The sequence below is a fragment of the Vibrio rotiferianus genome (genome assembly GCF_002214395.1).
GTDB classification, from domain to species: Bacteria; Pseudomonadota; Gammaproteobacteria; order Enterobacterales; family Vibrionaceae; genus Vibrio; species Vibrio rotiferianus.
This window is the reverse complement of the sequence record NZ_CP018312.1, coordinates 2,822,129-2,848,082: the sequence shown is the minus strand read 5'-3', so window position 1 is coordinate 2,848,082 and position 25,954 is coordinate 2,822,129. Positions and strand designations below refer to the sequence as shown.

Here is a 25,954-nt window from a genome sequence, read left to right as displayed (position 1 = left end):
ACTAAATTTTAGGTGTTTTTGTGTTAAATACTCCTTTCTCTCCTTGGCCTTCATTTTCTCAAGAAGAAGCAGATGCAGTGAGTTCGACCTTACTATCCAATAAAGTCAATTATTGGACGGGGAATGAATGCCGATTGTTTGAGCAAGAGTTTGCTCAGTGGGCAGGATGTCAGCACGGGGTTGCGTTAGCGAATGGAACGCTCGCTCTAGACCTTGCATTGAAAGCTCTCGACATCGGTGCTGGGGATGAGGTGATAACTACACCTCGAACATTTTTAGCAACAGCGTCTTCGATCGTAACAAGTGGGGCTTGTCCGGTATTTGCAGATGTAGATCTCAATAGTCAGGCGATTACTGCAGAATCTATTCAGGCTGTATTAACAGCAAAGACGAAAGCGGTCATTGTGGTTCATCTAGCGGGGATGCCTGCAGAGATGGACGCTATTATGGCATTGTCTGAGCAATACGGTTTTTGTGTTATCGAAGACTGCGCACAAGCACATGGTGCGAAATATAAAGGTCGTAGCGTCGGTTCTATTGGTCATATTGGTGCTTGGTCTTTCTGTCAGGACAAAATCATGACGACTGGTGGTGAAGGCGGCATGGTGACAACAAATGATAGAGCGCTGTGGTCAAAGATGTGGTCGTTTAAGGATCATGGTAAGAGCTATGATGCGGTGTATCATCGAGAGCACCCAGTTGGCTTTCGTTGGTTGCATGAAAGTTTTGGTACAAACTGGCGCATGACTGAACTCCAAGCTGTTATTGGGCGAATTCAACTGAAAAAAATGCAATGTTGGACTCAAAGTCGTCAGAAGAATGCTGCAATTATTGATGAGATAGCACAGCAGTTTGAAGTCGTTCGGACGGTGAAGGTTCCAGACCACTCATTGCATGCAGAATATAAGCACTATTTGTTTGTGGAGCCTCAACGGTTAGCGCCTGGCTGGACACGAGATCGTATTGTTGAAGAAGTTACTAAACGAGGAGTTCCTGTCTATCAAGGGAGTTGCTCTGAAGTCTATTTAGAAAAGGCGTTTGACAATACGCCTTGGCGACCGAAGCAGCGCTTAGTCAACGCAGTAGAACTTGGAGAAACCAGCCTGATGTTTTTGGTGCACCCAACGTTGACTAGTCGTGAGATGGAAAAAACGGCTGCGGTTCTTAGAGACGTTCTAACTCTTGCTCAAAAATGATTTCCTTAACACTGGGCTAGAAGATATGTGCTGAGCCCAGTTAATTAACTCAATACCTAATAATGATCGCTAAATTACTTACACTTCCACGACCACTAAAAAGATTGATCAGTCTCATCGCTGATGGTGTTTTTATCTTTATCGCATTTTGGGCCGCTTTCTATACTCGAATGAGTGAGGTTGAAGCGTTTTCTCCATCAGTCGCACATTGGTATGTACTGGGTGCTTTAGTGCTTTGCTCTGTTACTGTATTTGCGAAGAGTGGCCTTTATAGGGCGATATTGCGATTCATGAGTGCAAATGCAGTTATTGTTGTATGTGTCTCGTCAGGAGTTTCTTCTCTTACTTTAGTCCTCTTTTCTTATTACTTTCAAGCATTTTTGCCTCGTTCAGTCCCCATTATTTATTTAACCTATTTAATTGCTTTGGTTGGTGGCTCAAGGATGCTAATACGAGGCTATATTGGAGGGGTTGCGATGAATGGCAAGGAGGCAGTCGTTGTATATGGCGCTGGTTCCGCCGGACGTCAACTGGTCAATTTGGTAAAACAAGGCCATGAATATAAGGTCGCAGCCTTTATTGATGACAAGAGAAGCATACAAGGAAGTATCGTTCAGGGCTTAACAGTCTACTCTCGTGATGTGTTATCTAAGCTCCAAAGCAAACATGGGATAAGCAAAGTTCTATTAGCCATGCCATCAGCTTCTCGTGCACAGCGCCGGGCGATCATCGAGTACTTAGCAGAACGTCAGTTTGAAGTTCTTACTATCCCTAACTTGGATGATCTGCTCAACGGCACTCTTTCTCTTGATCATCTTAAAGAAGTCTCAATTGATGATTTGCTTGGAAGAGATCAAGTCGCGCCAGACCCGTCTCTGCTTTTCGCCAATATTCTTGACCAGAGCGTGATGGTGACTGGGGCTGGTGGGTCAATTGGTTCTGAGTTATGTCGTCAAATATTGAGCCAAAAGCCGACTCGACTGGTGCTCTTTGAGTGCTCTGAGTTTGCCTTGTACACTATCGAACGAGAGTTAAGGCCCATTGCTAATGAACTTAATATAGAGCTATTACCGATTTTAGGTAATGTGCAGAACTTCAAGCGAGTTTGTGAAGTTCTAAGGTCGTTTAATGTTGAAACTGTTTATCATGCGGCTGCATACAAACACGTCCCTTTAGTCGAATTTAACGTGACGGAAGGGATAGCAAATAATGTAGAAGGTACCTACCAAACCGCTTTGGCAGCGATTGAGTGTGGCGTTCGCTCTTTTGTTTTGATTTCAACAGACAAAGCGGTGCGTCCGACTAATGTGATGGGTACGACTAAGCGTTTGGCCGAGCTTGGATTACAAGCACTGTCGAAGCAGGAAGCTGATAAGCACAATGGCACTCGCTTCTGTATGGTTCGGTTCGGGAATGTACTCGGCTCATCTGGCTCAGTTATCCCTCTTTTTAAGAAGCAAATCGAAGCGGGAGGTCCAGTAACGGTCACCCATCCTGATATTACACGCTACTTTATGACCATCCCTGAAGCGGCTCAGTTAGTAATACAAGCTGGTTCGATGGGACAAGGGGGGGACGTATTTGTTCTGGACATGGGACAGCCCGTAAAAATCAGCCAACTTGCCGAAAACTTGATTCACCTTAGTGGTCGAGACGTGCAAACGCCAGAAAACCCTCATGGTGATATAGAAATCTTATATACGGGTTTAAGACCGGGAGAGAAGTTATACGAAGAGCTTCTTATTGGCGATAATGTCAAAGAGACCGTTCATCCTCGGATAATGGTGGCAAATGAAGTCTCATTATCCCTCAAAGAATACAACGCGCTTTTAGCTGATCTTAATCAGAACTGTTCTAGCAATGATCTAGAATCCGTGAGGCAAGCTTTGATTAATGCGCCTACTGGATTTGAGCCAAGCGATGGTATCAGTGATCTAGTCTGGCAATCTTGTAAACACGTTGTTTAAAGTGATGGTCGAGTGCTTCCTTTTACAGAGAACGTATTAAAGATAATTTGAGCCGAAAGCGTGACTTTTGACATGACAACGGTCAAAACTTGCTGAGAGTGCTTTATAATCGGCGCAGTTTTATGCTCTGCTGGCTTAAAAAGCAAAGAGCAAGAAAGAATAATAGGAAGTTTTAATGAAAATCGCAGTTGCTGGTACGGGCTATGTAGGGCTCTCTAATGCTATGCTTTTAGCACAAAATCATGAGGTAGTTGCTCTCGATATTATCGCTGACAAAGTTGAGTTGCTGAACAACAAACAATCTCCGATTGTTGATGCTGAAATTGAATTCTTTTTAGCAAATAAAGAGCTTAACTTTGTTGCAACGACGGACAAAGAGTTAGCATACAAGAACGCTGAATACGTGGTTATTGCAACACCTACGGATTACGATCCAGTAACGAACTACTTCAACACATCTTCAGTTGAAGCTGTGATCAAGGATGTTATTGAGATAAATCCTGAAGCAGTAATGGTTATTAAGTCCACGGTGCCAGTTGGTTATACTGCTCGAGTTAAAGCAGAGTTAGGCTGTGAAAATGTCATCTTCTCACCTGAGTTTTTGAGAGAAGGCAAAGCGCTCTACGACAATCTTCATCCATCTCGTATCATTGTTGGTGAACGTAGTGAGCGAGCAGAGGTGTTCGCTGGGCTGTTGGTTGAAGGTGCAGTTAAAGAAGATATTCAAGTTTTGTTTACTGACTCGACCGAAGCGGAAGCGGTTAAACTGTTCTCGAATACTTATCTAGCAATGCGTGTAGCCTACTTTAATGAATTGGATTCGTACGCAGAAGCACATGGTCTAGATGCTCGTCAGATCATTGAAGGTGTTGGCTTAGACCCTCGCATTGGCGATCACTACAATAACCCATCATTTGGTTACGGTGGCTACTGTCTACCGAAAGACACCAAGCAGCTATTAGCAAACTACCAAGACGTACCAAATAACATTATTGGCGCGATCGTGGAAGCAAACCGCACTCGCAAAGATTTTGTTGCTGAGTCGATCTTAAAACGCGAACCAAAAGTGGTGGGTGTATACCGCCTGATCATGAAAGCTGGCTCCGATAACTTCCGAGCTTCTTCTATTCAAGGCATTATGAAGCGTATTAAGGCTAAAGGCGTTGAAGTGGTTGTATACGAACCAGTATTAAAAGAAGATGACTTCTTTAATTCGCGTGTGATTCGTGATCTTAACGAGTTTAAACAAGCTGCGGATGTGATCGTTTCAAACCGTATGGTTGAAGAGCTCGCTGACGTTGCAGATAAAGTTTACACTCGCGACTTGTTTGGTAGCGATTAAGCTCTTTAAGCGAGGCTAGACTTTACTTTCGGAGTCTAGCCTTGTGCTAATAAACCACTTCGATCTCCTCCTGCTCAATTCTCTTCCCAAGTTCTTGTTTTGCCTCTTCCTCTCCATGTATCAAATGTACAGCTTTGGGCTGTTTGGTAACCCCAGTAATGAATTTCAATAGATCGTTTTGATCGGCATGAGCAGAGTAGCCCGATATGGTATGAATCTGCGCATTGACTTCGGTTTGCTCGTTGTTGATATCGACAACAGAATCTCCCGATTGAATCGCCCGACCTAGTGTTCCCTGAGCTTGATAACCTGCGAATAGCACATCATTTCGTTCATCTGGCAGAAGTGCTTTTAAGTAGTTGACGATTCTTCCTCCTTCACACATCCCTGACGCTGCAACTACGATCGCAGGCTCATCGGTTGAGGAGAGCCGATTGACTAATGCTTGATGCTCTCGGTGATTATCTACGGTAATGCACTGCTCAAACGCGAGTGGGTGACGATGATTTACGAGTTTTTGTTTGGCTTCTTTGCCCCAGAGTTTTTTGAAGCGGCGGTATGTTTTGGTGACTTTTTTTGCAAGCGGTGAGTCGAGGATAATAGGTAAAGAAGAAGTGAGAGCACGTTGGTGGATTAGCTGTTCAATATCAAACAGCAGCTCTTGGGTTCGACCTACACTAAAAGCCGGTATCAATATTACGCCGCCATCGTTCAATGCATGGTCAATGATATGACTTAAACGAGCAGTCCGTGTTTCTATATCTTCGTGTTGCTTATTACCGTAGGTTGATTCAATAAACAAATAGTCAGCGCGTTTTGGAGGCTTTGGATCTGGTAGAAGCGGTGTATTGCATGGCCCTAAGTCTCCAGAAAAGACGATGGTTTCATGGTTTGGGAGTTTGAACTCGAGATAAGCAGAACCAAGAATGTGTCCAGCAGGCTGAAAGCGGAGGTAACACTGATTACCAAGCGGTATCCATTGTTGGTATTCAAAGGGCTTTAGTTGTTTCTTGATCACATTGAGCACTTGCTGACGCTGATGGTAATTCAAACCTAGTTGCAGTTTGAGTCCATCTTCTAGCATCAATGGAACCAGTTCTGCTGTCGCTTTGGTGCAATAAATTGGTCCTTTGAAGCCACTGGCGAGTAACCAAGGGAGTCGACCAATGTGGTCAATATGAGCGTGAGTCAGCACTAATGCTTTAATGTGCCTTGTTGGGAAATCGATATCGAGTGAGGGTTTTCTGTTTCCAACGTTGATATCTTTCCCCTGAAATAGTCCGCAGTCGATCAATATACTGCCATGTGGCAGCTTCAACTCATGACAAGAACCAGTGACGGTATGTTTCCCACCATGATGAATGACATTGGCGATATCTGAGATAGGTGTTGCCATCTTTGTTGCTCCTCCTTGAACAATCATAGGTAACTATAAATCCAGAGGGTAGGGTAAGTGAATACGCTTGCTTAATTGGATGGAATAAAGTGGCAATAAAGGGAAGTGCGATTGAGTTCGTTGTTTTGATGTAAATGGTTTGGTGTCTGTGGTGAGTAGATTCCTGATGTCGCTTAGGCTCCTCGGAATGACGAATGTCTTTTGGGGATGTCTGTTCTTTGGTTGCTTTGAGTTGGATGTGTAGAGGGAAAGGATTTCTGATGTCACTTAAGCTCTTTGGAATTACGGGCTTCACTGAATAGAACGTAATTAAACAAAAAAGGGATGCATGGTGCATCCCTTTGTTATTTCTGCTTAGTAAAAAGCGAAATTAAGCTTTAGCTGCTGCCGCTGCTTTAGCGATTGCTGCGAAGCTCTTAGCGTCTAGAGAAGCGCCACCAACTAGAGCACCGTCGATGTCTGGTTGTGAGAAGTAAGCTTCTGCGTTTTCTGGCTTAACAGAACCGCCGTATTGGATGATAACTTGTGCTGCAACTGCTTCGTCTTTCGCTGCGATTAGTGCGCGGATAGAAGCGTGGATGCGTTGTGCATCTTCAGCTGTTGCTGCTTTACCTGTACCGATAGCCCAGATTGGTTCGTAAGCGATGATTGCGCCGTTTAGAGCTTCAACACCGTAAGTGTCGATAACTGCGTTGATTTGACGTGCACAAACTGCTTCAGTTTCGCCAGCTTCGTTTTGAGCTTCAGATTCACCGATACAGAAAACAGGAGTTAGACCGTTTTCTTTTAGGAAGTTGAATTTATTCGCGATGAACTCGTCAGATTCGTTGTGGTATTCACGACGCTCTGAGTGACCGATGATGATGTGAGATGCACCGAAGTCTTTCAGCATTTCTGGAGACATATCGCCAGTGAATGCACCGCTGTTGTTTAGGTCAGTGTTTTGTGCACCAAGGATGATCTTGTTACCGCCTTCTGCGATTACACGCTCAGCTAGATCGATGTAAAGTGCTGGTGGAGCTACTGCTACGTCAACACCTTCAACGCCTTCAAGCTCAGCATTAAGACCAGTTAGCAGCTCAGTTACCATTGCTTTGCTACCGTTTAGTTTCCAGTTACCCATCACTACAGGACGACGCATAGGAATATCTCCATATTTATTTCAATTAATGTAAAAAATCTACGTAGGAATATAACAGAATAATGTGAACAGATCATGATTGGCGTCATGTCTTATTCGGCTTTCTTCATCTGGTCGGTGCTGCATTAGTTCTGTTATTTTTGTCAAAAGCAATCGATTGGTGATCGCGTAGACAGAATGATAGTTCATTCCTCGGAAAATGCTGCCTAGATTGGTATTACTGTGGGCTAAAAGTTAGCCGTAACAAGAAAGGAATCAAAATGCCAAACTTAGTTTTAGAATATTCCAACTCGGTGGATGAGCGAGTGAATGTTCAGGGGTTATTGGAAGATCTACATAAAGTCACGCTTGATAGCGGATTATTTGAGTTAGCATCTGTGAAGTCTCGAGCTTTACGTTGCCACAACTGGCTCGTAGGAGAAGAGGGCGATAGTGTCGACTTCATTCATATCAACTTTGATTTGCTGGCTGGTAGAAGTGCCGAGCAAAAACGTGAGCTCTCAAGGGCGTTGATGGTCGTTTTACAAGAGCAAGCGAGTCATGTGCGCAGTTTGACGGTGAATGTTCGAGATATGGATATTGATTGCTTCCAGAAGGTGGTAAATTAACCTCACTAGTTTTATTTGATGCGGCTAAATCTGGTCGCGTTTTCAATATGTTGAGTGTGTCGATGTCGATTAAAGAGTTATTGTTTTCTTTCCAAGGGCGTATAGGTCGTAAAACGTATTGGGTGTGGAATATTATTTATTACATCCTGATTCTGGGGTTTGGCGCTGGCATCAGCAAGCTATTCCCGGCATTTTCTTACATCTTATTGCCAGTGTTTTTAATGATTCTGCTGATCCCTGATTTGGCGATTACAACGAAACGTTGGCATGATCGCGATAAATCTATCTATTGGTTGGCGTTAAACATTCCTTTGATTATTGGACGAGTCGCAACGCCAATGACCAACCCTGCAGCGCAAGAAGCTTCAACACCACAAATGCTAATTGCTTCGGTATCATTGATCTGTGGTTTGTGGATTCTTGTCGAGTGTGGTTTCTTGAAAGGTACCGCTGGTCAGAACAAATACGGACCTGAGCCGGAGTAAGAGCCTTAGGTATCGTACTCGTTGAAAGTAGATTCTTAGTCTCGCTGAGGCTCGCAAGAATGGCTGATTTCTCTTATTTAATAGAAAGTTAAATAACCGTCACTCTGAACAGCGAGGAACGAGCGTGATTCAGAGTCTACTCACCGAGTGCTCCGAATTTGGAGTAAACAGACCGAGCTAGTGAATTACAATGGAAAAGTAACAGTAGATCATTAAGGAGAAAGAGCTATCGACAAGGTACCTTGTGTCTATATCCTAACTTCAAACAACAACGCTGTTCTCTACATTGGTGTTACCAGTCAGTTGCCGCAAAGAATATGGCAGCATAAAAACGGCATAGTAGAAGGTTTTACCAAGAAATATAATGTGCACAAGCTCGTCTACTTTGAGTTGTTTGAAGACATACCGACTGCAATTAGTCGTGAAAAACAACTGAAGCAATGGAAGCGAGAGTGGAAGTTAGAATTAGTGAGAGAATCTAACCCTAACTTTCTCGATATATCCAGTAGTGTTCAGTAAAAATCATTTCGGCCTTTAAATGCGATTAGCTCAACCACATCTGCCTTTTGCGATGGCTCACCATCTCCCTCTAGTGCCTCTCTAAACTTCACCATTTGCTTCTGGAGCTCGTTCATCAGAACGACGTTGGTATGATTGGGGTTCTTACAATTATCAATCACACGATCAATATGGCTTTGCTGAGCCCATAGTCGGTCTTTCATCTGATTCGACGCAGAATCGATCATTTCTTTTGCCATATCATGACGAAATTGTTCAAACGCTTCTGGATCTTTCTCCGCCATTCTCACCATTTCGTCGAAGGGCGGTAAGTGCTGAGTCTTAACTGTATTTGGCATAACTTTACTTCCAATTCCATCTGGAACATTTTTAATGATAGTAAAGTAAGCGTAATTCAGTTCTGGCTGTTGTCAGTGGTAACGTTTAGATGGTCTCAGTTTTAAGACGGGTTGTGTTTGAGGTGTATTGAGTTCATTTACTGGTAGATGCGATATACACAACGTCGTTGACCACTGATGATGTGTTCGGTTCGTTCTATGGTGGTATTGTCACCCAGTAGAGATTGAAAGACATTGAGTTCAGATGAGCACAAACTCGGGCAACGAGTGGCTGCTTTGCAGATAGGGCAATGGTTTTCAATAAGAATAAAGCCGTGTTCATCTTGTTCAAGCTCCGCCATATACCCTTCTTGTTCACGAAGAGACACTAGCGTTCTAAGCTTGCTTTCTAGTGAATCACATTGTTCGATGTGCTGTTGATAGTTCTGCTGGGTAAGCTTTTCTCGCTCTGAGGTCACTTTGTCGAGGCCGTCTTTGCCAAAAATGTGTTCAACCGCTTCGATAAACTGAATGGTGAGCTCGCCATGTCGGTCAGCAAATTGCTCGTGACCTTTTTGTGTCAAAGACCAATGGCGAGTTGGGCGACCAACTTTCACTTTCATATCATACGTGGACAGGATCCCGTCATCTTCCAAGCCTTGCAGATGCTGACGCGCACCCATGGTCGTCATACCCAGCTCAGAAGAGAGTTGTTTTGCTGTGACAGACCCGTCACGCTTAACGATTTGCAAAATCCTATCTACGGTCTTCATATACCCACCTTTATACATCCGTACATATTATGCGCGATAGGGTTAGTAAAGAAAAGTGTTGACTTAATTTGAGTGGGGATTTGTCGGGCCTATGTTCATGCGAACAAATATATATCGTCATTCTGAACAACGAGGAACGAACGTGATTCAGAATCTACATTCCAAGCATTATAGAGGTGATAAAGCTCATAAATCCCAGCGCGCTAATAATAGATCCTTAGTCTCGCTTGAGCCGCTAGGATGACGAATTCTTTTGGTTTATTAGCTTGCTAAAGTAATCGTCATTCTGAACAACGAGGAACGAGTGTGATTCAGAATCTATTATCCGTTGATTCTGTGGTCTGGGGTAGGAATAAAGGCTAAGAGCTTGCTGGAACTAGATTCTTAGTCTCGCTGAGGCTCGCTAGAATGACTTACAAGGAAAGAAAGGCTCCAACTCAGAGTGAGTGGGAGCCTCGAACAATACTTAAAGAATAATATCTCGCACTTCCGGATCTTTACGCTCTAGGTAGTGCGTAGATTTGATACGGCGGATAGTGCGACAGCGGCCGCGGATCAATAGAGTTTCTGTCGTTGCGATGTTGCCTTGGCGAGAGATGCCTTCTAGTAGGTCACCCTTAGTGATGCCTGTTGCTGAGAACACAACGTTGTCGCTGCGCGCCATGTCTTCCATTTTTAGAATGACATTGGCTTTAACACCCATTTCTTCACAGCGCTGAAGCTCTGCTGCGCCGTAGATGCGGTTTTCTTCCGTATCACCTTTTACTTCGTGGCGAGGAAGAAGGCGACCGTGCATGTCACCGTCTAGCGCGCGGATAACCGCAGCTGATACTACGCCTTCTGGTGCACCACCGATGCAGTACATTACGTCTACTTCGCTGTCTGGCATACACGTTAAGATAGAAGCGGCTACATCACCATCTGGCACTGCGAATACGCGAACGCCCATTGCTTGCATCTCTGCGATCACGTCATCGTGACGAGGTTTAGCAAGAGTAATGACAACAAGTGTATCAAGAGATTTGTTCAGTGCTTTAGCGACGTTTTCTAGGTTTTCTTTGAGTGGTTTGCCAAGGTCGATAACGCCTTTTGCGCCAGGGCCTACTACTAATTTCTCCATGTACATGTCAGGCGCTTTCAAGAAGCTGCCTTTCTCGCCCGCAGCTAATACAGCAAGTGCGTTCGATTGGCCCATCGCTGTCATGCGGGTGCCTTCGATTGGGTCTACTGCGATATCCACTTCATCGCCACCACAACCAACTTGTTCGCCGATGTAGAGCATTGGTGCATCATCGATCTCACCTTCACCAATAACGATTTCACCGCTGATGTCTGTTTTATTCAGTAGGGTGCGCATTACCTCAACAGCCGCACCGTCGGCTGCATTTTTGTCGCCACGGCCTAGCCATTTGTAACCAGCTAGTGCTGCACCTTCAGTAACACGGGAAAATGCCATTGCTAAATCGCGTTTCATGATGTCTCCAAGTAACAGGGGAAGAAGAATTTGCGCGGCGATTCTATCACACCACAAAGTAAACGTTTGCCTTTTTGCTGAGCTTTAACTCTATCTAAGTTGAATTTGATCAATGTAGAGTGACTTTTAGCGCTCATCATGGGCAAAAAAGAGGAGCAAAAATGCTTCGTAGATAAGAAAAGTCAAGGTTTAGTGAGATTGCGCTGATTTTTTAACCGAATGATGCGAAAGATCGAATATAGTAAGTGTTTCTGAACGCTACGCTGAGTAGAATGAAGCTATATTAGATGAACGATGACGATTCATCCCAACCGAATAATCAAGGTAGGCCCAGATGTCTTTTGAAGTACTAGAAAAACTAGAAGCGAAAATTCAAACTGCAGTTGACACAATCACTCTTCTTCAAATGGAAGTTGAAGAGCTGAAAGAAGACAAAGCAAAGCTTGAAACTGAAGCGACTGAGCTTCGTTCACAACGTGAAGAACTTGAGCAAAAATCTCAGCAGGCTCAACAAGAGCACGCGCAATGGCAAGAGCGCATTCGTGCACTACTTGGCAAGATGGACGAAGTGGAATAATCCACTCTGCATCCAGATTCAAAAACACCCGCCATGTGCGGGTGTTTGTGTATTTGAGGCTGGCTAACTTAACTCTTGTTCTTCGTCATCCGCATCTAGTTCAAGATCAATGTTGAGCGGCTCTGGTGAAAGAATAATGCCGGTGCTGTCTGCGTAGATGTAATCTTCTGGTAGGAAGCTGACTCCGCCAAAGTTCACAGGTACGTCAATTTCACCGATACCTTGGTTAGCTGCACCAACAGGAATAGAGGCTAGTGCTTGAATGCCTAGATTCATGTCTTCAAGTTCATCCACTTCGCGGACACACCCGTAAACGACAATCCCTTCCCATTCATTCTCTTCGGCTAGTGTTGCGATTTCTGCATCGATTAATGCTCTGCGTAGAGAGCCGCCACCATCAATCAACAATACTCGCCCGATACCATCTTGCTCTAACGTTTCGCGGATCAGTGTGTTGTCTTCAAAACACTTAATCGTTGTCACTTGTCCTGCGAAGGATGCGCGACCACCAAAGTTACTGAACATCGGTTCAACCACATCTACCTGATCAAGATAGATATCACAGAGTGCTGAGGTATTGTATTCCATAGCGTGCCTTTCTAAACAGAAACTGTTGTCTTTGAGTATATAGAGGCATTAAGTCAATGCAATGACATTCCTTTTTTAACTCACGAGAGTTTGAGCTACCACAATTGTTGCAAACAAAACGTTAGTTACCAGAGAGCATTTGACGACAACGGGCATCATCGGTGCAATTTGTGCTGGTTGCTGCGTTTGCCATACTGCTCTACCGTGCTGCGCGACTACATACACACTGACAAGGAATGGCAGGCTGATCCAAACCGGCTTGCCTTGAATCAGTAAATAGCTTGCAAAAGCTACGAGGGCAGAGCCAAGCAAAATAAAGTGGTATTGCTTCGCTTTACGTTGGCCAAGTCGAACCGCCATGGTGCGTTTGCCGCATTCACTGTCGTTTTCAATATCACGCATGTTGTTGATGTTCAGTACCGCAACCGCTAGCAGGCCACAACCTAACGCTGGTAGGAAAAGTGTGGCATCCACATGACCAGTGTGAAGGAAGTACGTCCCCGAGACCCCAAGTAAACCAAAGAATAAGAATACTGAGAGATCCCCCAAGCCAACATAGCCGTATGGCTTGCTGCCCATGGTGTAAGCAATTGCCGCTAGGATGGCAAGAATACCTAACCCGATAAAAGTAAGGATACTTTCAAAAGAGCTTAGGGCATAAAACACCAAAGTTAAGCCTGCAATAGCAGTCAGGATGATGTTGAAGATGATCGCTTTCTTCATTTGGTCTGCGGTTACTGCACCAGACTGCATCGCGCGCTGAGGACCTAAGCGATTGTCGTTATCTGTGCCTTGCACAGCATCACCATAATCGTTCGCTAGGTTAGACAAAATTTGCAGTAGCGTGGCAGTGACAAATGCCATGATAGCGATCGTAAGAGAAAAGTGCCCCGCAGAATATGCGAGTACGCTCCCAGTAAGAATCGATACCAGTGCCAGTGGTAATGTTTTTGGACGAGCGGCTTCAAGCCAGATCTGTAAAGATTGTTTCATGGATATTTCGTGCTAGTAACCAATGTGCCCAGTATAAGCACAAAGCGCCCGTTACGCTATTGACCTGACGCAACTCAATTAAGAGTCAAAGGGTTACGGAGAAGGAACACAGTTTCCATATTTGAGGGAATAAAATAGCGCTCTTTCTTGGAAAGAGAGGGGGACGGTGAATGTTGTTATTAGATCCTTAGTCTCGCTTGAGCTCGCTAGGATGACGAACTCTTTTGCTCCAAAGGTAGCAAGAATAACGGTCATTAAGAACGAAAAAGCCCAGAAACAAGGTTCTGGGCTTTGAACTCTATAGAGTGCTCGTTAAAGAATGAAGCGACTTAGATCTTCATCTTCAATCGTATCGCCTAGGCGGTCTTTCACGTATGCCGCGTTGATGACGAATTTCTCACCGGCTTTTTCCGTCGCATCGTAAGAAATCTCATCCATCAGACGTTCCATCACAGTGTGTAGACGGCGAGCACCAATGTTCTCAGTGGTTTCGTTTACTGTCCATGCCGCTTCCGCGATTTGCGTGATGCCATCTTCAGTGAACTCGACGTCCACGTCTTCTGTCTTCATTAGTGCAATGTATTGCTCAGTTAGAGACGCTTTCGGTTCAGTTAGGATGCGTTTGAAATCGTTGCTAGTTAGCGCTTCAAGCTCAACACGAATAGGTAGACGACCTTGTAGCTCTGGGATTAAATCAGAAGGTTTTGCCACTTGGAATGCACCTGAAGCAACAAACAGGATATGATCTGTTTTCACCATACCGTGCTTGGTTGATACTGTGCTACCTTCGATCAGAGGTAGTAGATCACGTTGAACACCTTCACGAGACACGTCAGGGCCAGAGCTCTCACCGCGCTTACAAATCTTATCGATTTCGTCGATAAATACGATGCCGTTGTTCTCTACGTTGAAGATCGCAGATTCTTTCAGTTCTTCTTGGTTTACCAGTTTCGCCGCTTCTTCTTCCGCCAACGCTTTCATTGCGTCTTTGATTTTCAGCTTACGCTTTTTCTTGGTGTCACCAGCTAGGTTTTGGAACATGCCCTGCAGTTGGTTGGTCATCTCTTCCATACCTGGAGGAGCCATGATTTCCACACCCATTTGTGGCGCAGCTACGTCGATTTCGATCTCTTTATCGTCTAACTTACCTTCACGGAGTTTTTTACGGAAAATTTGACGAGTGTTTGAGCTGTCTTCAGTTTGTTCAGCTTGACCCCAAGCATCACGAGCTGGTGGCAGTAGGGCGTCAAGAATACGCTCTTCAGCCAGCTCCTCTGCACGGAACTTAACTTTTTCCATTGCTTGCTGGTGGGTCATCTTTACGGCAACATCTGTTAGGTCGCGGATAATGGTTTCCACTTCTTTACCCACGTAGCCAACTTCGGTGAACTTGGTCGCTTCTACTTTGATAAACGGCGCGTTAGCCAGTTTTGCAAGACGACGAGCAATCTCAGTTTTACCCACACCAGTTGGACCAATCATTAGGATGTTTTTTGGTGTTACTTCTACACGCAAGCTTTCTTCAAGTTGCATGCGACGCCAGCGGTTACGCAGTGCAATCGCAACCGAACGTTTTGCTTTGTCTTGACCAATGATGTGGCGGTTCAGTTCATGAACGATTTCGCGAGGAGTCATTTCAGACATATTCTTTCCTTACTTCGTTACGATTACGCTTAAGCCGTAGGCTTAGGAAGTTCTGCTGTAGATTCTAGTTCTTCTACAGTGTGATGGTGGTTGGTGAATACACAGATGTCACCTGCAATGTTCAATGCTTTTTCTGCGATTTCGCGAGCATCTAGGTCTGTGTTTTCTAATAGTGCAGTGGCTGCCGCTTGTGCGTATGCACCACCTGAGCCAATCGCGATCAAGTCATTTTCTGGCTGAACCACATCACCATTACCTGTGATGATCAGTGAAGCGGTTTCATCGGCTACAGCCAGCAGCGCTTCTAGTTTTCGAAGTGCTCGGTCGCTACGCCAATCTTTAGCTAGTTCAACGGCTGCTTTAGTTAGGTGGCCTTGATGCATTTGCAACTTACTTTCAAAACGCTCGAATAGAGTGAAAGCATCGGCAGTACCACCGGCAAAACCTGCAAGTACTTGATTGTTGTACAGGCGACGGACTTTACGTGCATTGCCTTTCATTACCGTATTGCCTAATGATACTTGGCCATCACCCGCGATGACGACTTTGTTGTTTCGACGTACAGATACAATAGTAGTCACAGTCGACCTCTTAATTATTTCTCTTTGGATTTAATCATTATATGGGGGGAAGGGATTCGGGATTCAAGGGGAAGTCGTTTTTCCTTTGTAGACATTATGATTTGTCGTTTTGAACGAGGAAGAGAGCGAGTAGGGACCTCGGTAAAAGAAAAGACCAACTGATCTCTCAGCTGGTCTTTAGATTTAATGTTTAGTCAGACTTATAAAGTCTCTTTCCAAATTGCGCAGGGCTCGATCTTCGCTCGTTGCAACTTGTGGCGATCCTTTTCAGCATCACGTTTGAATTTGTACGGTCCTAGTACGACACGGTACCAAGAACTGCCTTCTTTCTTACGTATTTGGCTAGAGATTCCTTGGAAAGCGATCGCTAGCTTGCGGTCTTCCGCTTGAGCCTGAGTCTTATACGCCCCACATTGCATTATGTAAGGGATCTTTGAAACTTCAATTTCTTTCGCGACAACTTCGACTTCACGGCTAGGTAAAGACTCGACATATTCCCACTTTTCCTCAGGAGGAGGTGGAAGTTCTTTCTTTGGTTTCGGCTTGCTTGTCTTCACCGGCTCTTGTTTCGCTACTGGCTTTTCTGGCTCAGGATCGGTACTGAGTAGGTATAAGCCATAGCCAAAGCCCCCCACAAGCAAGACAGCTAGTAGGCCACTACGCCAAGGTTTTTTTCGTGATGGTTGTTTCTTGGTTGTTTTTTTCGGCGTGCCACGACCACGTCGTACATAATCTCTATTTGCCACGGTAACTTCAGGTCATCAAGGATTCTGACAGTATGGTAATCCAGAACGAGGAGAGAAAACACCCTGACAATGTAATCTTGTTAGCTACGTGCAGGAAACTGGCCACTTTAGCGATGCTAGAGTGGCTAGTTAGTTATCAGCGTAATGGTGGTGGAGCAGCACTACCTCGAACAACAAGTTTGGTCTCAAGTAAGCGAGAGCCGGAGTGTACATCATGACCTTTTAACAGCTCTAGCATCATTAGCATGGCTTGGCGACCGATCTCATAACGAGGTTGCGAGATGGTAGTTAACGGTGGATCGCAGTACTGAGCAAATTGGATATCGTCAAACCCAACAATTGAGATGTCTTGTGGAACTCTCAATCCTAGGCGTTTTGCTTCTTGGATCGCACCAATAGCCATGGTGTCACAATGACAGAATACAGCGGTAGGTGGCTCTGGTAGTTCGAGTAGTTTACGGATTGCTTGTGCACCGCCTTCAAAGGTGAAGTCAGTAACGATACTGTATTGTGCTTCTTTAGTAATGCCCGCACGACGTAACGCCTGTTGGTAACCCTGCTGACGGAATTGGCATAGTGCAGCACTCTCTGGACCAGAGATTTGAGCGATACGCTTATGGCCTAATTGAGTTAGGTAGTTCACGGCTTCAAAAGCAGAGGTTAGGTTATCAATGTGTACGGTTGGCAGTTCTAGCTCAGGAGCAAACTCACAAGCCATCACCATAGGTGGTAAGTTTTTCTGTTCTGGCTTGCTGACATCGAATGGTAAATCGGTGCCAAGCAGTAGCATGCCATCAGCTTGTTTGGTAAAGACGAGGTTTACAAATGAGCTTTCTCGTTTTTTCTGTTGACCACTGTCGCCCAGTAGGACTAGGTAGCCATGTTCCATTGCTGCATCTTCGATACCACGAATGATTTCAGAAAAGTACGGATCGCAGATGTCGGGAACTATAGTGACAATGGTTTTTGATTCATTTCTACGTAAGTTGCGTGCTAATGAATTCGGTGAGTAGCCAGCTTCAAGTACTGCATCTTCTACTCTTTTTCGTGTCGATGATGATACTTTTTCCGGATTCATCAGAGCTCGCGACACGGTTGCGGTAGAGACTCCAGCAAGCTGGGCAACATCCTTCATTGTCGCCATAGTTTATACCCTCTCAATTGATTGCCAGATGACGTTTGTCATTGTTCTAATATCAGCCTATGTGATTGATCCACTTTAGACTTTGCTAATTTGGATAGTCTATTCATTTCTAAAGTGAAAGTTACGGCCTGATTAACAAAAATTGCAATGCGATTGTGATTTTCATCACATAAGACGGTAATTCATTACATAGTTAAACGTTTGCTAGCTGAGATCTTGTGGTTCTATGTCTAAATTCCAGCGTACTTTCTTGGCATTTGGCAACAACTCAATAGCAGGTTTCGCACTGGTTAATAACTTTTGCATCAATGAGCGATGCTGAGTTTGCAGTAACAACTGCCAACGATATTTCCCGGCACGCTTGGCTAATGGTGATGGAGTCGGTCCCAATACCATGCAGGAATCATCGAATAGCGGGTGTGATTCAAGGGTAAAACGCACTTGACGTAAAAAGTCTTCGACCACTTCGCTTTGGTTCGCCTCTGCTTTAAATAATGTTAAGAAGCTATATGGCGGTAATTGAGCCAGTTTACGTTCTTCTAATGCGGTCATGGCAAAGTGTTGGTAGTCTTTTTGCAGCAGCGCCTGTAGCAAACTATGTTCTGGATGGTGGGTTTGCAGTATCACTTCTCCCGGCTTACTTGCTCGGCCAGCGCGGCCTGCTACCTGAATAAACAGTTGAGCCAGTCTCTCGGAGGCGCGGAAGTCACTACTGTAGAGGGAACCATCAACATCGAGTAGCGCAACAAGCGTAACATTTGGGAAGTGGTGGCCTTTTGCTAACATCTGCGTACCAATCAGAATTTGGTATTCGCCTTTACGAATCGATTCGAGCGCATCTTCTAAACTGCCTTTACGGCGCGTGCTATCTCTATCAATACGAATGGCTTTGTATTCTGGGAAGAGCTCAGCCAGTTGCAACTCAAGCTGTTCGGTTCCCACACCCACAGTGACCAACTGAGTCGAACCACAACCTTGGCATTGATGAATCACAGGTTGCTGTGAGCCGCAGTGATGACAGCGAATCTCATTGCTGTATTGATGGAAGGTGTAGTAAGCATCACAACGTTTACATTCCGCAATCCAGCCACATTCATGGCACATCAATGCTGGTGAAAAGCCTCGGCGGTTTAAGAACAACATGACTTGATTGCCTGCTTTTAGGTGTTTGCGCATTTCTGCAATCAAAGGCGCGGATAATCCACTATCTAAATAGAGGCCTTTTACATCGAGTACTTTATTCGTCGTTGGCACAGCAGAGCCAGCACGTTGAGTCAACGTTAAGTGGTGGTATTTGCCCGATAGCGCATTATGCAGCGTTTCTAAAGCAGGGGTCGCTGAGCCAAGCACAATAGGCACTTGCTCTTTATGTGCGCGCATAACCGCAACATCACGCGCGTGATAACGTAGGCTATCTTGCTGTTTATAAGACGAGTCGTGCTCTTCATCGACGATAATAATGCCGAGATTGGCGAAAGGCGTTAGCAGGGCAGAGCGGGTACCAATAATGATGCCGGCGGCTTTGTCCCGTGCAGAAAGCCAAGCATTCAGCCGCTCGGTATCATTTAGCCCAGAATGGATCACATCAACGGGAACATTAAAGCGATGTTTAAAGCGGTTGATAGTTTGTGGTGTTAAACCTATCTCTGGCACCAAAACCAAAGCTTGTTTGCCTTGCTCAAGAACTGGCTTGATTAGGTTCAAGTAAACTTCTGTTTTACCAGAGCCCGTCACACCCTCTAATAAATAGCAGGCAAAACCGGTTTGGCTGTTTACGCTTGCAATAGCCAGCGCCTGTTCATGGTTGAGTTTTGGCTTCTCAACGTCGCACTCGACTTGTTGGCCCCACTTAGTGATTGTTGGCTTCTTCTCTATGCGTTCGACCCAGCCTTTCTCTTCTAAAGATTTAAGTACGCTAGACCCAATTTCATGATCAATAAACTCTTGATGCGGAACTGAGCCATTAACTAACATCTGCAAAGCACGCTGTTGCTTGACTGCGCGCCCTAAACCTTGCATCAGCTTATCTTTACCCGATGTAGTGATCTTCCACTCTTGCAGCGTAGCAAAGTCTGCAGGTTTACCTTTACGCAGTGCAGTGGGCATCGCGTTGTGTAATGTATCTCCGAGAGGGTATTGGTAAAACTGACTACACCAAGTAAGTAAGGAGTATAGTTTCTCTGACCATAGAGGTTGGGCGTCTAATACTGCTTTGATTGGTTTCAGTTGCTCTTTAGGAAAATCAGAATGGTTCACCATCGCTGTGACTATGCCGACAAGGGTCTGACGGCCGAAAGGAACAGACACCCTTCCTCCAATGAGCGGAAAGAGATGCCCAGGAATGATGTAATCAAACTGTTTGTCGAGTGGTACTGGTAGTGCCACTCTAGCGATGGATGGGCGCATAGAATCTTAACTATATAAAAGAGGGAAGAAGAGGGTATAGTCTATTAAAACCTTCGGCGGAATTCGAGTAATCCTCAAATAAGGTAAGAGAAAGCCCTCCATATATAAGTGCTGGTGAAAAAAGTGGCGAAAAAGTTGCCAAATGTGTTGATCCTAGCAAGGTGATTCATTACTATACTGCGCCTTGAGATATGGCTTCGGCAATTGGTCGATGCGGTATCGCATTTTTGATATTAATTACGTGTGGTGTGCGGCTTAGATTCGTATAGCGACACGGCCTACTATTGAGGTTATCCCATGAAAGCTGGTATCCACCCAGAATACAAAGCAGTAACTGCTACTTGTTCTTGCGGCAACTCTTTTGAGTTCAAATCTACTCTAGCGAAGGAATCTATCCACCTAGACGTATGTGACAAGTGTCACCCATTCTACACTGGTAAGCAACGTATCGTTGATACAGGCGGCCGTGTTGATCGCTTCAACAAGCGTTTCGGTGCACTATCAAGCAAGAAGTAATAGCCAGCGCTATTATCATTCCTGTTTAAAAAAGGACGCTACGGCGTCCTTTTTGTTTATGCGGCGGCAGAACTTTTGGATATTTCGGGTGGTTGGATTTTATTCGATTATTTTTCACTCAGCTCTTGCATCCTAAAGTGTGATCTGTATAATGCGTCGCACTGGTTAAGCCAGTTGTGAACCAATGAGCAATGAGGAGCGAGTAAATCCTAGTGATTTACGAGGTAATGTAGACTCAGCTTATGTTCGCGGTTAATACAATTAGCTATCTTTTCTTCGGAAAAACTATCCCCAGACGTGACTCTGGTATATAGGGATAGTTAATCGAAAATTAACTGACAATGTGTCCTAATCTTGGACGCTACGGTTTCACATAAATCAATCGGCATTCTCTCGTCTTGACGAGTCTGAGTGGCGATATTGTTTGTGTAATTTTTAATATTGGAGCTCTGTCTCATGCAGAACCAACGTATCCGTATCCGCCTAAAAGCATTCGATTACAAACTAATCGACGCTTCTACAGCGGAAATCGTTGAAACAGCTAAGCGCACTGGCGCACAGGTTCGTGGTCCAATCCCACTGCCAACTCGTAAAGAGCGTTTCACAGTTCTTATCTCTCCACACGTTAACAAGAAAGCACGTGACCAGTACGAAATTCGTACTCACAAGCGTCTAATCGACATCGTTGAGCCAACAGACAAAACTGTTGATGCTCTAATGCGTCTAGACCTTGCTGCGGGCGTTGACGTTCAAATTAGCCTAGGTTAAGGGAGATTAGAAGAATGATTGGTCTAATCGGTCGTAAAGTGGGCATGACCCGCGTATTTACTGAAGACGGCGTTTCTATCCCAGTAACAGTTGTTGAAGTTGAAGCAAACCGTGTTTCTCAAGTTAAAACTCTTGAGACAGACGGCTACGCAGCAATTCAGGTAACTGCTGGTTCTAAGAAAGCTAACCGTGTAAACAAAGCTGAAGCAGGTCACTTTGCTAAAGCTGGCGTTGAAGCTGGTCGCGGTCTTTGGGAATTCCGTTTGGAAAACGGTGAAGAGTTCGCAGTTGGCGCTGAGCTAACAGTTGAACTATTCAACGAAACTAAGAAAGTAGACGTTACTGGTACATCTAAAGGTAAGGGCTTCCAAGGCGCTGTTAAGCGTTGGAACTTCCGTACTCAAGATATGACTCACGGTAACTCATTGTCTCACCGTGCACCGGGTTCAATTGGCCAATGTCAAACTCCAGGTCGCGTATTTAAAGGCAAGAAAATGGCAGGTCACATGGGTGCTGAGCGTGTAACGACTCAAAACCTAGAGATCGTACGTGTTGACGCTGAGCGCAATCTGCTTCTTATTAAAGGTGCAGTACCGGGCTCAACAGGTGGCAACGTGATCGTTAAACCAGCTGTTAAAGCATAACGTCTCAGGAGTAAGTAATGGAACTAATGGTTAAAGGTGCTGATGCACTAACTGTTTCCGAAACTACTTTCGGACGTGAGTTTAACGAAGCTCTTGTACACCAAGTAGTTGTTGCGTTTGCAGCAGGTGCTCGTCAAGGTACTCGTGCTCAAAAAACACGTTCAGAAGTTTCTGGCGGTGGCGCTAAGCCATGGCGTCAAAAAGGTACTGGCCGTGCGCGTGCTGGTACAATCCGTAGCCCAATCTGGCGTACAGGTGGTGTTACTTTTGCTGCGAAACCACAAGATCACAGCCAAAAAGTAAACAAAAAAATGTACCGCGGTGCTATGAAGAGCATTCTTTCTGAGCTAGTTCGTCAAGAGCGTCTAATCGTTGTTGATAACTTCTCAGTTGAAGCGCCAAAGACTAAAGAGCTAGTTGCTAAGCTTAAAGAGCTTGAGCTAACTGACGCTCTAATCGTGACTAGCGAAGTAGATGAGAATCTATTCCTAGCTGCTCGTAACCTATACAAAGTTGACGCACGTGACGTTGCTGGCATCGACCCAGTTTCACTAATCGCGTTCGACAAAGTTGTAATGACTGCTGAAGCAGTTAAGCAAGTTGAGGAGATGCTAGCATGATCACTGAAGAGCGTATCCTAAAAGTTCTACGTGCTCCGCACATCTCTGAAAAAGCAACTATGGCAGCTGAGAAAGCGAACACTATCGTTTTCAAAGTAGCTAAAGATGCAACTAAAAAAGAGATCAAAGCAGCTGTAGAAAAGCTTTTTGAAGTTGAAGTTAAGTCTGTAAATACTCTTATCACTAAGGGTAAGACCAAACGTCAAGGTCTACGCCAAGGTCGCCGCAGCGACGTTAAGAAAGCGTACGTTACTTTGAAAGAAGGTCAAGATCTTGACTTTGTTGGCGGCGCGGAATAACAGGAGTAGTTAAGAATGGCTATTGTTAAATGTAAGCCGACTTCCCCTGGTCGTCGTCACGTTGTTAAAGTTGTTAACGCTGACCTACACAAGGGCAAGCCATACGCACCTCTTCTAGAGAAAAACTCTAAGAACGGTGGCCGTAACAACAACGGTCGTATCACAGTACGTCACATCGGCGGTGGTCACAAGCACCACTACCGTCTAGTTGACTTCAAACGTACTAAAGACGGTATCCCAGCGACAGTTGAGCGTCTAGAATACGATCCAAACCGTAGCGCAAACATTGCTCTAGTTCTATACAAAGACGGTGAGCGTCGCTACATCCTAGCACCTAAAGGTGTTAACGCGGGTGATGTTATTCAGTCTGGTGTTGATGCACCAATCAAAGCTGGTAACACTCTACCAATGCGTAACATCCCAGTAGGTTCAACTGTACACAACGTTGAACTTAAACCTGGTAAAGGTGGTCAGCTAGCTCGTTCGGCTGGTGCTTACGCTCAAATCGTTGCTCGCGACGGTGCGTACGTAACTATCCGTCTACGTTCTGGCGAAATGCGCAAAGTTCTTTCTGAAGGCCGTGCAACAATCGGTGAAGTTGGTAACTCTGAGCACATGCTACGTGAACTTGGTAAAGCTGGTGCTTCACGCTGGCGCGGCGTACGTCCAACCGTACGTGGTGTAGTAATGAACCCGGTTGATCACCCACACGGTGGTGGTGAAGGTCGTACATCTGGCGGTCGTCACCCAGTATCTCCTTGGGGTATGCCAACTAAAGGCTTCAAGACTCGTAAGAACAAACGCACTGACAAGTACATCGTACGTCGTCGTAACAAGTAATCTATATAAAGAGGAATCGCCATGCCACGTTCTCTCAAGAAAGGTCCATTTATTGACCTACACTTGCTGAAGAAGGTAGAGAAAGCGGTGGAAAGCGGAGACAAAAAGCCACTTAAGACTTGGTCCCGTCGTTCAATGATCATCCCATCGATGATCGGTTTGACCATCGCTGTCCATAATGGTCGTCAGCACGTACCTGTTTTCGTTACCGAAGAAATGATCGGTCACAAACTAGGTGAATTCGCACCAACACGTACTTACCGCGGTCACGCTGCGGATAAGAAAGCTAAGAAGCGTTAAGGAGTAAATGATGGAAGCTATTGCTAAACATAACTTTGCTCGCATTTCGCCTCAGAAAGCTCGCTTAGTTGCGGATCTAATTCGTGGTAAATCTGTTGACCAAGCTCTAGAAATCCTAACTTTCAGCAACAAAAAAGCTGCTGTTCTAGTTAAGAAAGTTCTAGAGTCTGCTATCGCTAACGCGGAGCACAACGAAGGTGCAGATATTGACGATCTGAATGTCGCAAAAATCTTTGTAGATGAAGGCCCTATCATGAAGCGTATTATGCCTCGTGCTAAAGGTCGTGCGGATCGTATCTTGAAGCGTTCAAGCCACATCACTGTTGTTGTAGCAGATCGCTAGAGACTAGGAGAGTAAGCAATGGGTCAAAAAGTACATCCTAATGGTATTCGTCTTGGCATCGTTAAGCCTTGGAATGCTACATGGTTTGCTAACACCAAAGATTTCGCTGACAACCTAGACGGCGACTTCAAGGTACGTCAGTTCCTAACTAAGGAACTACAAAAAGCGTCTCTTTCACGTATCGTTATCGAGCGTCCTGCTAAGAGCATCCGTGTGACTATTCACACTGCTCGTCCAGGCGTTGTAATCGGTAAGAAAGGTGAAGACGTTGAGAAACTACGCGCAGCTGTAGCAAAAATTGCAGGTGTACCAGCGCAAATTAACATCGCTGAAGTACGTAAGCCTGAACTTGATGCACAACTTGTTGGTGACAGCATCGCGTCTCAACTAGAGCGTCGTGTTATGTTCCGTCGTGCTATGAAGCGCGCGGTACAAAACGCAATGCGTCTAGGTGCTAAAGGCATCAAAGTGGAAGTAAGCGGTCGTCTAGGCGGCGCTGAAATCGCACGTTCTGAGTGGTACCGTGAAGGTCGTGTGCCTCTACACACTCTACGTGCAGACATTGATTACGCAACTTCTTCGGCTCACACTCAATACGGTGTGATCGGCATTAAAACTTGGATCTTCAAAGGTGAGATCCTAGGTGGTATGCCAGCAGCTAACGCTGTAGAGCCTAAAGGCGACAAGCCTAAGAAGCAGCGTAAAGGCCGTAAGTAAGGAGTCGACAGATGCTACAACCTAAACGTACTAAGTTCCGTAAGGTTCAGACAGGTCGTAACCGTGGTCTAGCTAAAGGTACTGATGTAAGCTTCGGCGAATTCGGTCTTAAAGCTGTTGGCCGTGGTCGTCTAACTGCTCGTCAAATTGAAGCGGCACGTCGTGCAATGACACGTCACGTTAAGCGTCAAGGTAAAATCTGGATCCGTGTGTTCCCAGACAAACCAATCACAGAAAAACCACTTGAAGTTCGTCAAGGTAAGGGTAAAGGTAACGTTGAGTACTGGGTAGCCCAAATCCAACCTGGTAAGGTTATGTACGAAATGGGTGGTGTACCTGAAGAATTGGCACGTGAAGCGTTCCGCCTAGCGGCTCGTAAACTGCCATTCAAGACTACATTTGTAACTAAGCAGGTGATGTGATGAAAGCACAAGATCTACGCGAGAAAAGCGTTGAAGAGCTTAACGCTGAGCTATTGAATTTGCTACGCGAACAGTTCAACTTGCGCATGCAAGCTGCAACTGGTCAGCTACAGCAAACTCATACTCTGAAAGCTGTACGCCGTGATATCGCACGTGTGAAAACTGTTTTGACTGAGAAGGCAGGCGCATAATGAGCGAAGTAAAACGTACTCAACAAGGTCGTGTAGTTAGCGACAAGATGGACAAGTCTATCGTAGTTGCTATCGAACGCATGGTGAAACACCCAATTTACGGTAAATTCGTAAAGCGTACGACTAAAGTACACGCACATGACGCGAACAACGAGTGTGGCCTAGGCGACACAGTTGAAATCGCTGAGTGTCGTCCACTGTCTAAGACTAAGTCTTGGACTTTGGTAAAAGTTCTAGAAAAAGCTAAAGGTTAATCCTAGCTAATTCTATGAAACTAAACGGCTCCAAAATTATTTTTGGGGCCGTTTATTTTTTGACTACCCAATTGAAAAAAAGGGTGGTACAATTCGCGTCCCTTTTAAAGAGGCAGCCCGACCCGAGAGGGTCTAGTTTTTTT

Annotated in this window: 31 protein-coding genes; 19 read left to right on the top strand and 12 right to left on the bottom strand. The window is 45.1% G+C overall.

Annotated features, from left to right (window positions below; all coding sequences use genetic code 11):
- Positions 1 to 20 precede the first annotated feature (20 nt).
- The 3 genes from BSZ04_RS22350 to BSZ04_RS22340 all read left to right on the top strand — a co-directional run bounded on the left by BSZ04_RS22350 (position 21) and on the right by BSZ04_RS22340 (position 4,505).
- Positions 21 to 1,196, top strand: coding sequence for a DegT/DnrJ/EryC1/StrS family aminotransferase (locus BSZ04_RS22350; RefSeq protein ID WP_088881393.1), 1,176 nt, complete (start codon positions 21 to 23; stop codon positions 1,194 to 1,196).
- Between the two features lie 62 nt (positions 1,197 to 1,258).
- Positions 1,259 to 3,163, top strand: coding sequence for a polysaccharide biosynthesis protein (locus tag BSZ04_RS22345; RefSeq protein WP_088881392.1), 1,905 nt, complete (start codon positions 1,259 to 1,261; stop codon positions 3,161 to 3,163).
- Positions 3,164 to 3,338: 175 nt separating this feature from the next.
- Entirely contained in the window at positions 3,339 to 4,505 is a 1,167-nt protein-coding gene (locus BSZ04_RS22340; RefSeq protein WP_088881391.1) for a nucleotide sugar dehydrogenase, read from the top strand.
- A gap of 46 nt (positions 4,506 to 4,551) precedes the next feature.
- Here the strand turns inward: BSZ04_RS22340 and BSZ04_RS22335 are convergent, their stop codons facing one another.
- Both BSZ04_RS22335 and tpiA read right to left on the bottom strand, forming a co-directional pair.
- Positions 4,552 to 5,901, bottom strand: coding sequence for an MBL fold metallo-hydrolase RNA specificity domain-containing protein (locus BSZ04_RS22335; protein ID WP_088881390.1), 1,350 nt, complete (start codon positions 5,899 to 5,901; stop codon positions 4,552 to 4,554).
- A 370-nt stretch (positions 5,902 to 6,271) separates the two neighbouring features.
- Positions 6,272 to 7,042 (bottom strand): triose-phosphate isomerase, encoded by a 771-nt coding sequence (gene tpiA, locus BSZ04_RS22330; RefSeq protein WP_088881389.1) that lies wholly within the window; start codon positions 7,040 to 7,042, stop codon positions 6,272 to 6,274.
- A 260-nt stretch (positions 7,043 to 7,302) separates the two neighbouring features.
- Here tpiA and BSZ04_RS22325 point away from each other — a divergent pair, with 260 nt between their 5' ends.
- The 3 genes from BSZ04_RS22325 (at position 7,303) to BSZ04_RS22315 (ending at position 8,654) form a co-directional block, all read left to right on the top strand.
- Complete coding sequence (locus BSZ04_RS22325) at positions 7,303 to 7,650, top strand: 5-carboxymethyl-2-hydroxymuconate Delta-isomerase (protein WP_010445253.1); 348 nt, start codon at positions 7,303 to 7,305, stop codon at positions 7,648 to 7,650.
- A gap of 62 nt (positions 7,651 to 7,712) precedes the next feature.
- Positions 7,713 to 8,135 (top strand): DUF805 domain-containing protein, encoded by a 423-nt coding sequence (locus BSZ04_RS22320; RefSeq protein WP_088881647.1) that lies wholly within the window; start codon positions 7,713 to 7,715, stop codon positions 8,133 to 8,135.
- A gap of 228 nt (positions 8,136 to 8,363) precedes the next feature.
- Complete coding sequence (locus BSZ04_RS22315) at positions 8,364 to 8,654, top strand: GIY-YIG nuclease family protein (protein WP_088881388.1); 291 nt, start codon at positions 8,364 to 8,366, stop codon at positions 8,652 to 8,654.
- Here the strand turns inward: BSZ04_RS22315 and BSZ04_RS22310 are convergent.
- The 3 genes from BSZ04_RS22310 to glpX all read right to left on the bottom strand — a co-directional run bounded on the left by BSZ04_RS22310 (position 8,648) and on the right by glpX (position 11,218).
- Positions 8,648 to 8,992, bottom strand: coding sequence for a DUF3135 domain-containing protein (locus tag BSZ04_RS22310; RefSeq protein WP_088881387.1), 345 nt, complete (start codon positions 8,990 to 8,992; stop codon positions 8,648 to 8,650). The two genes, BSZ04_RS22315 and BSZ04_RS22310, sit on opposite strands and share 7 nt — an antisense overlap.
- A gap of 137 nt (positions 8,993 to 9,129) precedes the next feature.
- Positions 9,130 to 9,744, bottom strand: coding sequence for a helix-turn-helix transcriptional regulator (locus tag BSZ04_RS22305; protein WP_010445258.1), 615 nt, complete (start codon positions 9,742 to 9,744; stop codon positions 9,130 to 9,132).
- A 466-nt stretch (positions 9,745 to 10,210) separates the two neighbouring features.
- Positions 10,211 to 11,218 (bottom strand): class II fructose-bisphosphatase, encoded by a 1,008-nt coding sequence (gene glpX, locus BSZ04_RS22300; RefSeq protein ID WP_088881386.1) that lies wholly within the window; start codon positions 11,216 to 11,218, stop codon positions 10,211 to 10,213.
- 334 nt (positions 11,219 to 11,552) lie between these two features.
- Here glpX and zapB point away from each other — a divergent pair, with 334 nt between their 5' ends.
- Entirely contained in the window at positions 11,553 to 11,795 is a 243-nt protein-coding gene (gene zapB / locus BSZ04_RS22295) for a cell division protein ZapB (protein WP_010445262.1), read from the top strand.
- 63 nt (positions 11,796 to 11,858) lie between these two features.
- On the opposite strand, the gene rraA is transcribed toward zapB, so the two are convergent.
- From rraA to priA, 7 genes are all read right to left on the bottom strand, one after another.
- Positions 11,859 to 12,383, bottom strand: coding sequence for a ribonuclease E activity regulator RraA (rraA, locus tag BSZ04_RS22290; RefSeq protein ID WP_010445263.1), 525 nt, complete (start codon positions 12,381 to 12,383; stop codon positions 11,859 to 11,861).
- 75 nt (positions 12,384 to 12,458) lie between these two features.
- Positions 12,459 to 13,376 (bottom strand): 1,4-dihydroxy-2-naphthoate polyprenyltransferase, encoded by a 918-nt coding sequence (locus BSZ04_RS22285; RefSeq protein WP_010445265.1) that lies wholly within the window; start codon positions 13,374 to 13,376, stop codon positions 12,459 to 12,461.
- A 312-nt stretch (positions 13,377 to 13,688) separates the two neighbouring features.
- Complete coding sequence (gene hslU / locus BSZ04_RS22280; RefSeq protein ID WP_010445268.1) at positions 13,689 to 15,020, bottom strand: HslU--HslV peptidase ATPase subunit; 1,332 nt, start codon at positions 15,018 to 15,020, stop codon at positions 13,689 to 13,691.
- Between the two features lie 29 nt (positions 15,021 to 15,049).
- Positions 15,050 to 15,601: an ATP-dependent protease subunit HslV gene (gene hslV, locus BSZ04_RS22275; protein WP_009698878.1), complete on the bottom strand. Its 552-nt coding sequence runs from the start codon at positions 15,599 to 15,601 to the stop codon at positions 15,050 to 15,052.
- A gap of 200 nt (positions 15,602 to 15,801) precedes the next feature.
- Positions 15,802 to 16,347: a cell division protein FtsN gene (gene ftsN, locus BSZ04_RS22270; RefSeq protein WP_088881385.1), complete on the bottom strand. Its 546-nt coding sequence runs from the start codon at positions 16,345 to 16,347 to the stop codon at positions 15,802 to 15,804.
- Between the two features lie 136 nt (positions 16,348 to 16,483).
- Entirely contained in the window at positions 16,484 to 17,491 is a 1,008-nt protein-coding gene (cytR, locus tag BSZ04_RS22265) for a DNA-binding transcriptional regulator CytR (protein ID WP_045386374.1), read from the bottom strand.
- 204 nt (positions 17,492 to 17,695) lie between these two features.
- Complete coding sequence (priA, locus tag BSZ04_RS22260) at positions 17,696 to 19,897, bottom strand: primosomal protein N' (protein WP_088881384.1); 2,202 nt, start codon at positions 19,895 to 19,897, stop codon at positions 17,696 to 17,698.
- Positions 19,898 to 20,194: 297 nt separating this feature from the next.
- On the opposite strand from priA, the gene rpmE reads away from it, so the two are divergent.
- The 12 genes from rpmE (at position 20,195) to rpsQ (ending at position 25,811) form a co-directional block, all read left to right on the top strand.
- Entirely contained in the window at positions 20,195 to 20,413 is a 219-nt protein-coding gene (rpmE, locus tag BSZ04_RS22255) for a 50S ribosomal protein L31 (RefSeq protein WP_010445294.1), read from the top strand.
- A gap of 456 nt (positions 20,414 to 20,869) precedes the next feature.
- Complete coding sequence (rpsJ, locus tag BSZ04_RS22250) at positions 20,870 to 21,181, top strand: 30S ribosomal protein S10 (protein WP_004410492.1); 312 nt, start codon at positions 20,870 to 20,872, stop codon at positions 21,179 to 21,181.
- Positions 21,182 to 21,195: 14 nt separating this feature from the next.
- Positions 21,196 to 21,825 carry a 50S ribosomal protein L3 gene (gene rplC / locus BSZ04_RS22245; protein WP_005435072.1) on the top strand — a complete coding sequence of 210 codons (630 nt, stop codon included), beginning with the start codon at positions 21,196 to 21,198 and terminating at the stop codon, positions 21,823 to 21,825.
- Positions 21,826 to 21,842: 17 nt separating this feature from the next.
- Positions 21,843 to 22,445 carry a 50S ribosomal protein L4 gene (rplD, locus tag BSZ04_RS22240; RefSeq protein ID WP_005435074.1) on the top strand — a complete coding sequence of 201 codons (603 nt, stop codon included), beginning with the start codon at positions 21,843 to 21,845 and terminating at the stop codon, positions 22,443 to 22,445.
- Complete coding sequence (rplW, locus tag BSZ04_RS22235; protein WP_004398471.1) at positions 22,442 to 22,744, top strand: 50S ribosomal protein L23; 303 nt, start codon at positions 22,442 to 22,444, stop codon at positions 22,742 to 22,744. The genes rplD and rplW overlap by 4 nt, the downstream gene beginning before the upstream one ends.
- A 15-nt stretch (positions 22,745 to 22,759) precedes the next feature.
- Entirely contained in the window at positions 22,760 to 23,584 is an 825-nt protein-coding gene (gene rplB, locus BSZ04_RS22230) for a 50S ribosomal protein L2 (RefSeq protein ID WP_010445306.1), read from the top strand.
- Between the two features lie 21 nt (positions 23,585 to 23,605).
- Positions 23,606 to 23,884 (top strand): 30S ribosomal protein S19, encoded by a 279-nt coding sequence (gene rpsS, locus BSZ04_RS22225; RefSeq protein ID WP_005431614.1) that lies wholly within the window; start codon positions 23,606 to 23,608, stop codon positions 23,882 to 23,884.
- Positions 23,885 to 23,894: 10 nt separating this feature from the next.
- Positions 23,895 to 24,227 carry a 50S ribosomal protein L22 gene (gene rplV, locus BSZ04_RS22220; RefSeq protein WP_010445309.1) on the top strand — a complete coding sequence of 111 codons (333 nt, stop codon included), beginning with the start codon at positions 23,895 to 23,897 and terminating at the stop codon, positions 24,225 to 24,227.
- Between the two features lie 18 nt (positions 24,228 to 24,245).
- Positions 24,246 to 24,944, top strand: a complete 699-nt coding sequence (rpsC, locus tag BSZ04_RS22215; protein WP_005435080.1) for a 30S ribosomal protein S3 — start codon at positions 24,246 to 24,248, stop codon at positions 24,942 to 24,944.
- A gap of 11 nt (positions 24,945 to 24,955) precedes the next feature.
- Positions 24,956 to 25,366, top strand: coding sequence for a 50S ribosomal protein L16 (gene rplP, locus BSZ04_RS22210; RefSeq protein ID WP_005379577.1), 411 nt, complete (start codon positions 24,956 to 24,958; stop codon positions 25,364 to 25,366).
- The gene (gene rpmC, locus BSZ04_RS22205; protein ID WP_004410456.1) at positions 25,366 to 25,557 is read left to right on the top strand and encodes a 50S ribosomal protein L29; all 192 of its coding nucleotides are present in this window, start codon (positions 25,366 to 25,368) and stop codon (positions 25,555 to 25,557) included. The genes rplP and rpmC overlap by 1 nt, the downstream gene beginning before the upstream one ends.
- Entirely contained in the window at positions 25,557 to 25,811 is a 255-nt protein-coding gene (gene rpsQ / locus BSZ04_RS22200; protein ID WP_010445317.1) for a 30S ribosomal protein S17, read from the top strand. Before rpmC ends, rpsQ begins: the two co-directional genes overlap by 1 nt.
- Positions 25,812 to 25,954: the final 143 nt, after the last annotated feature.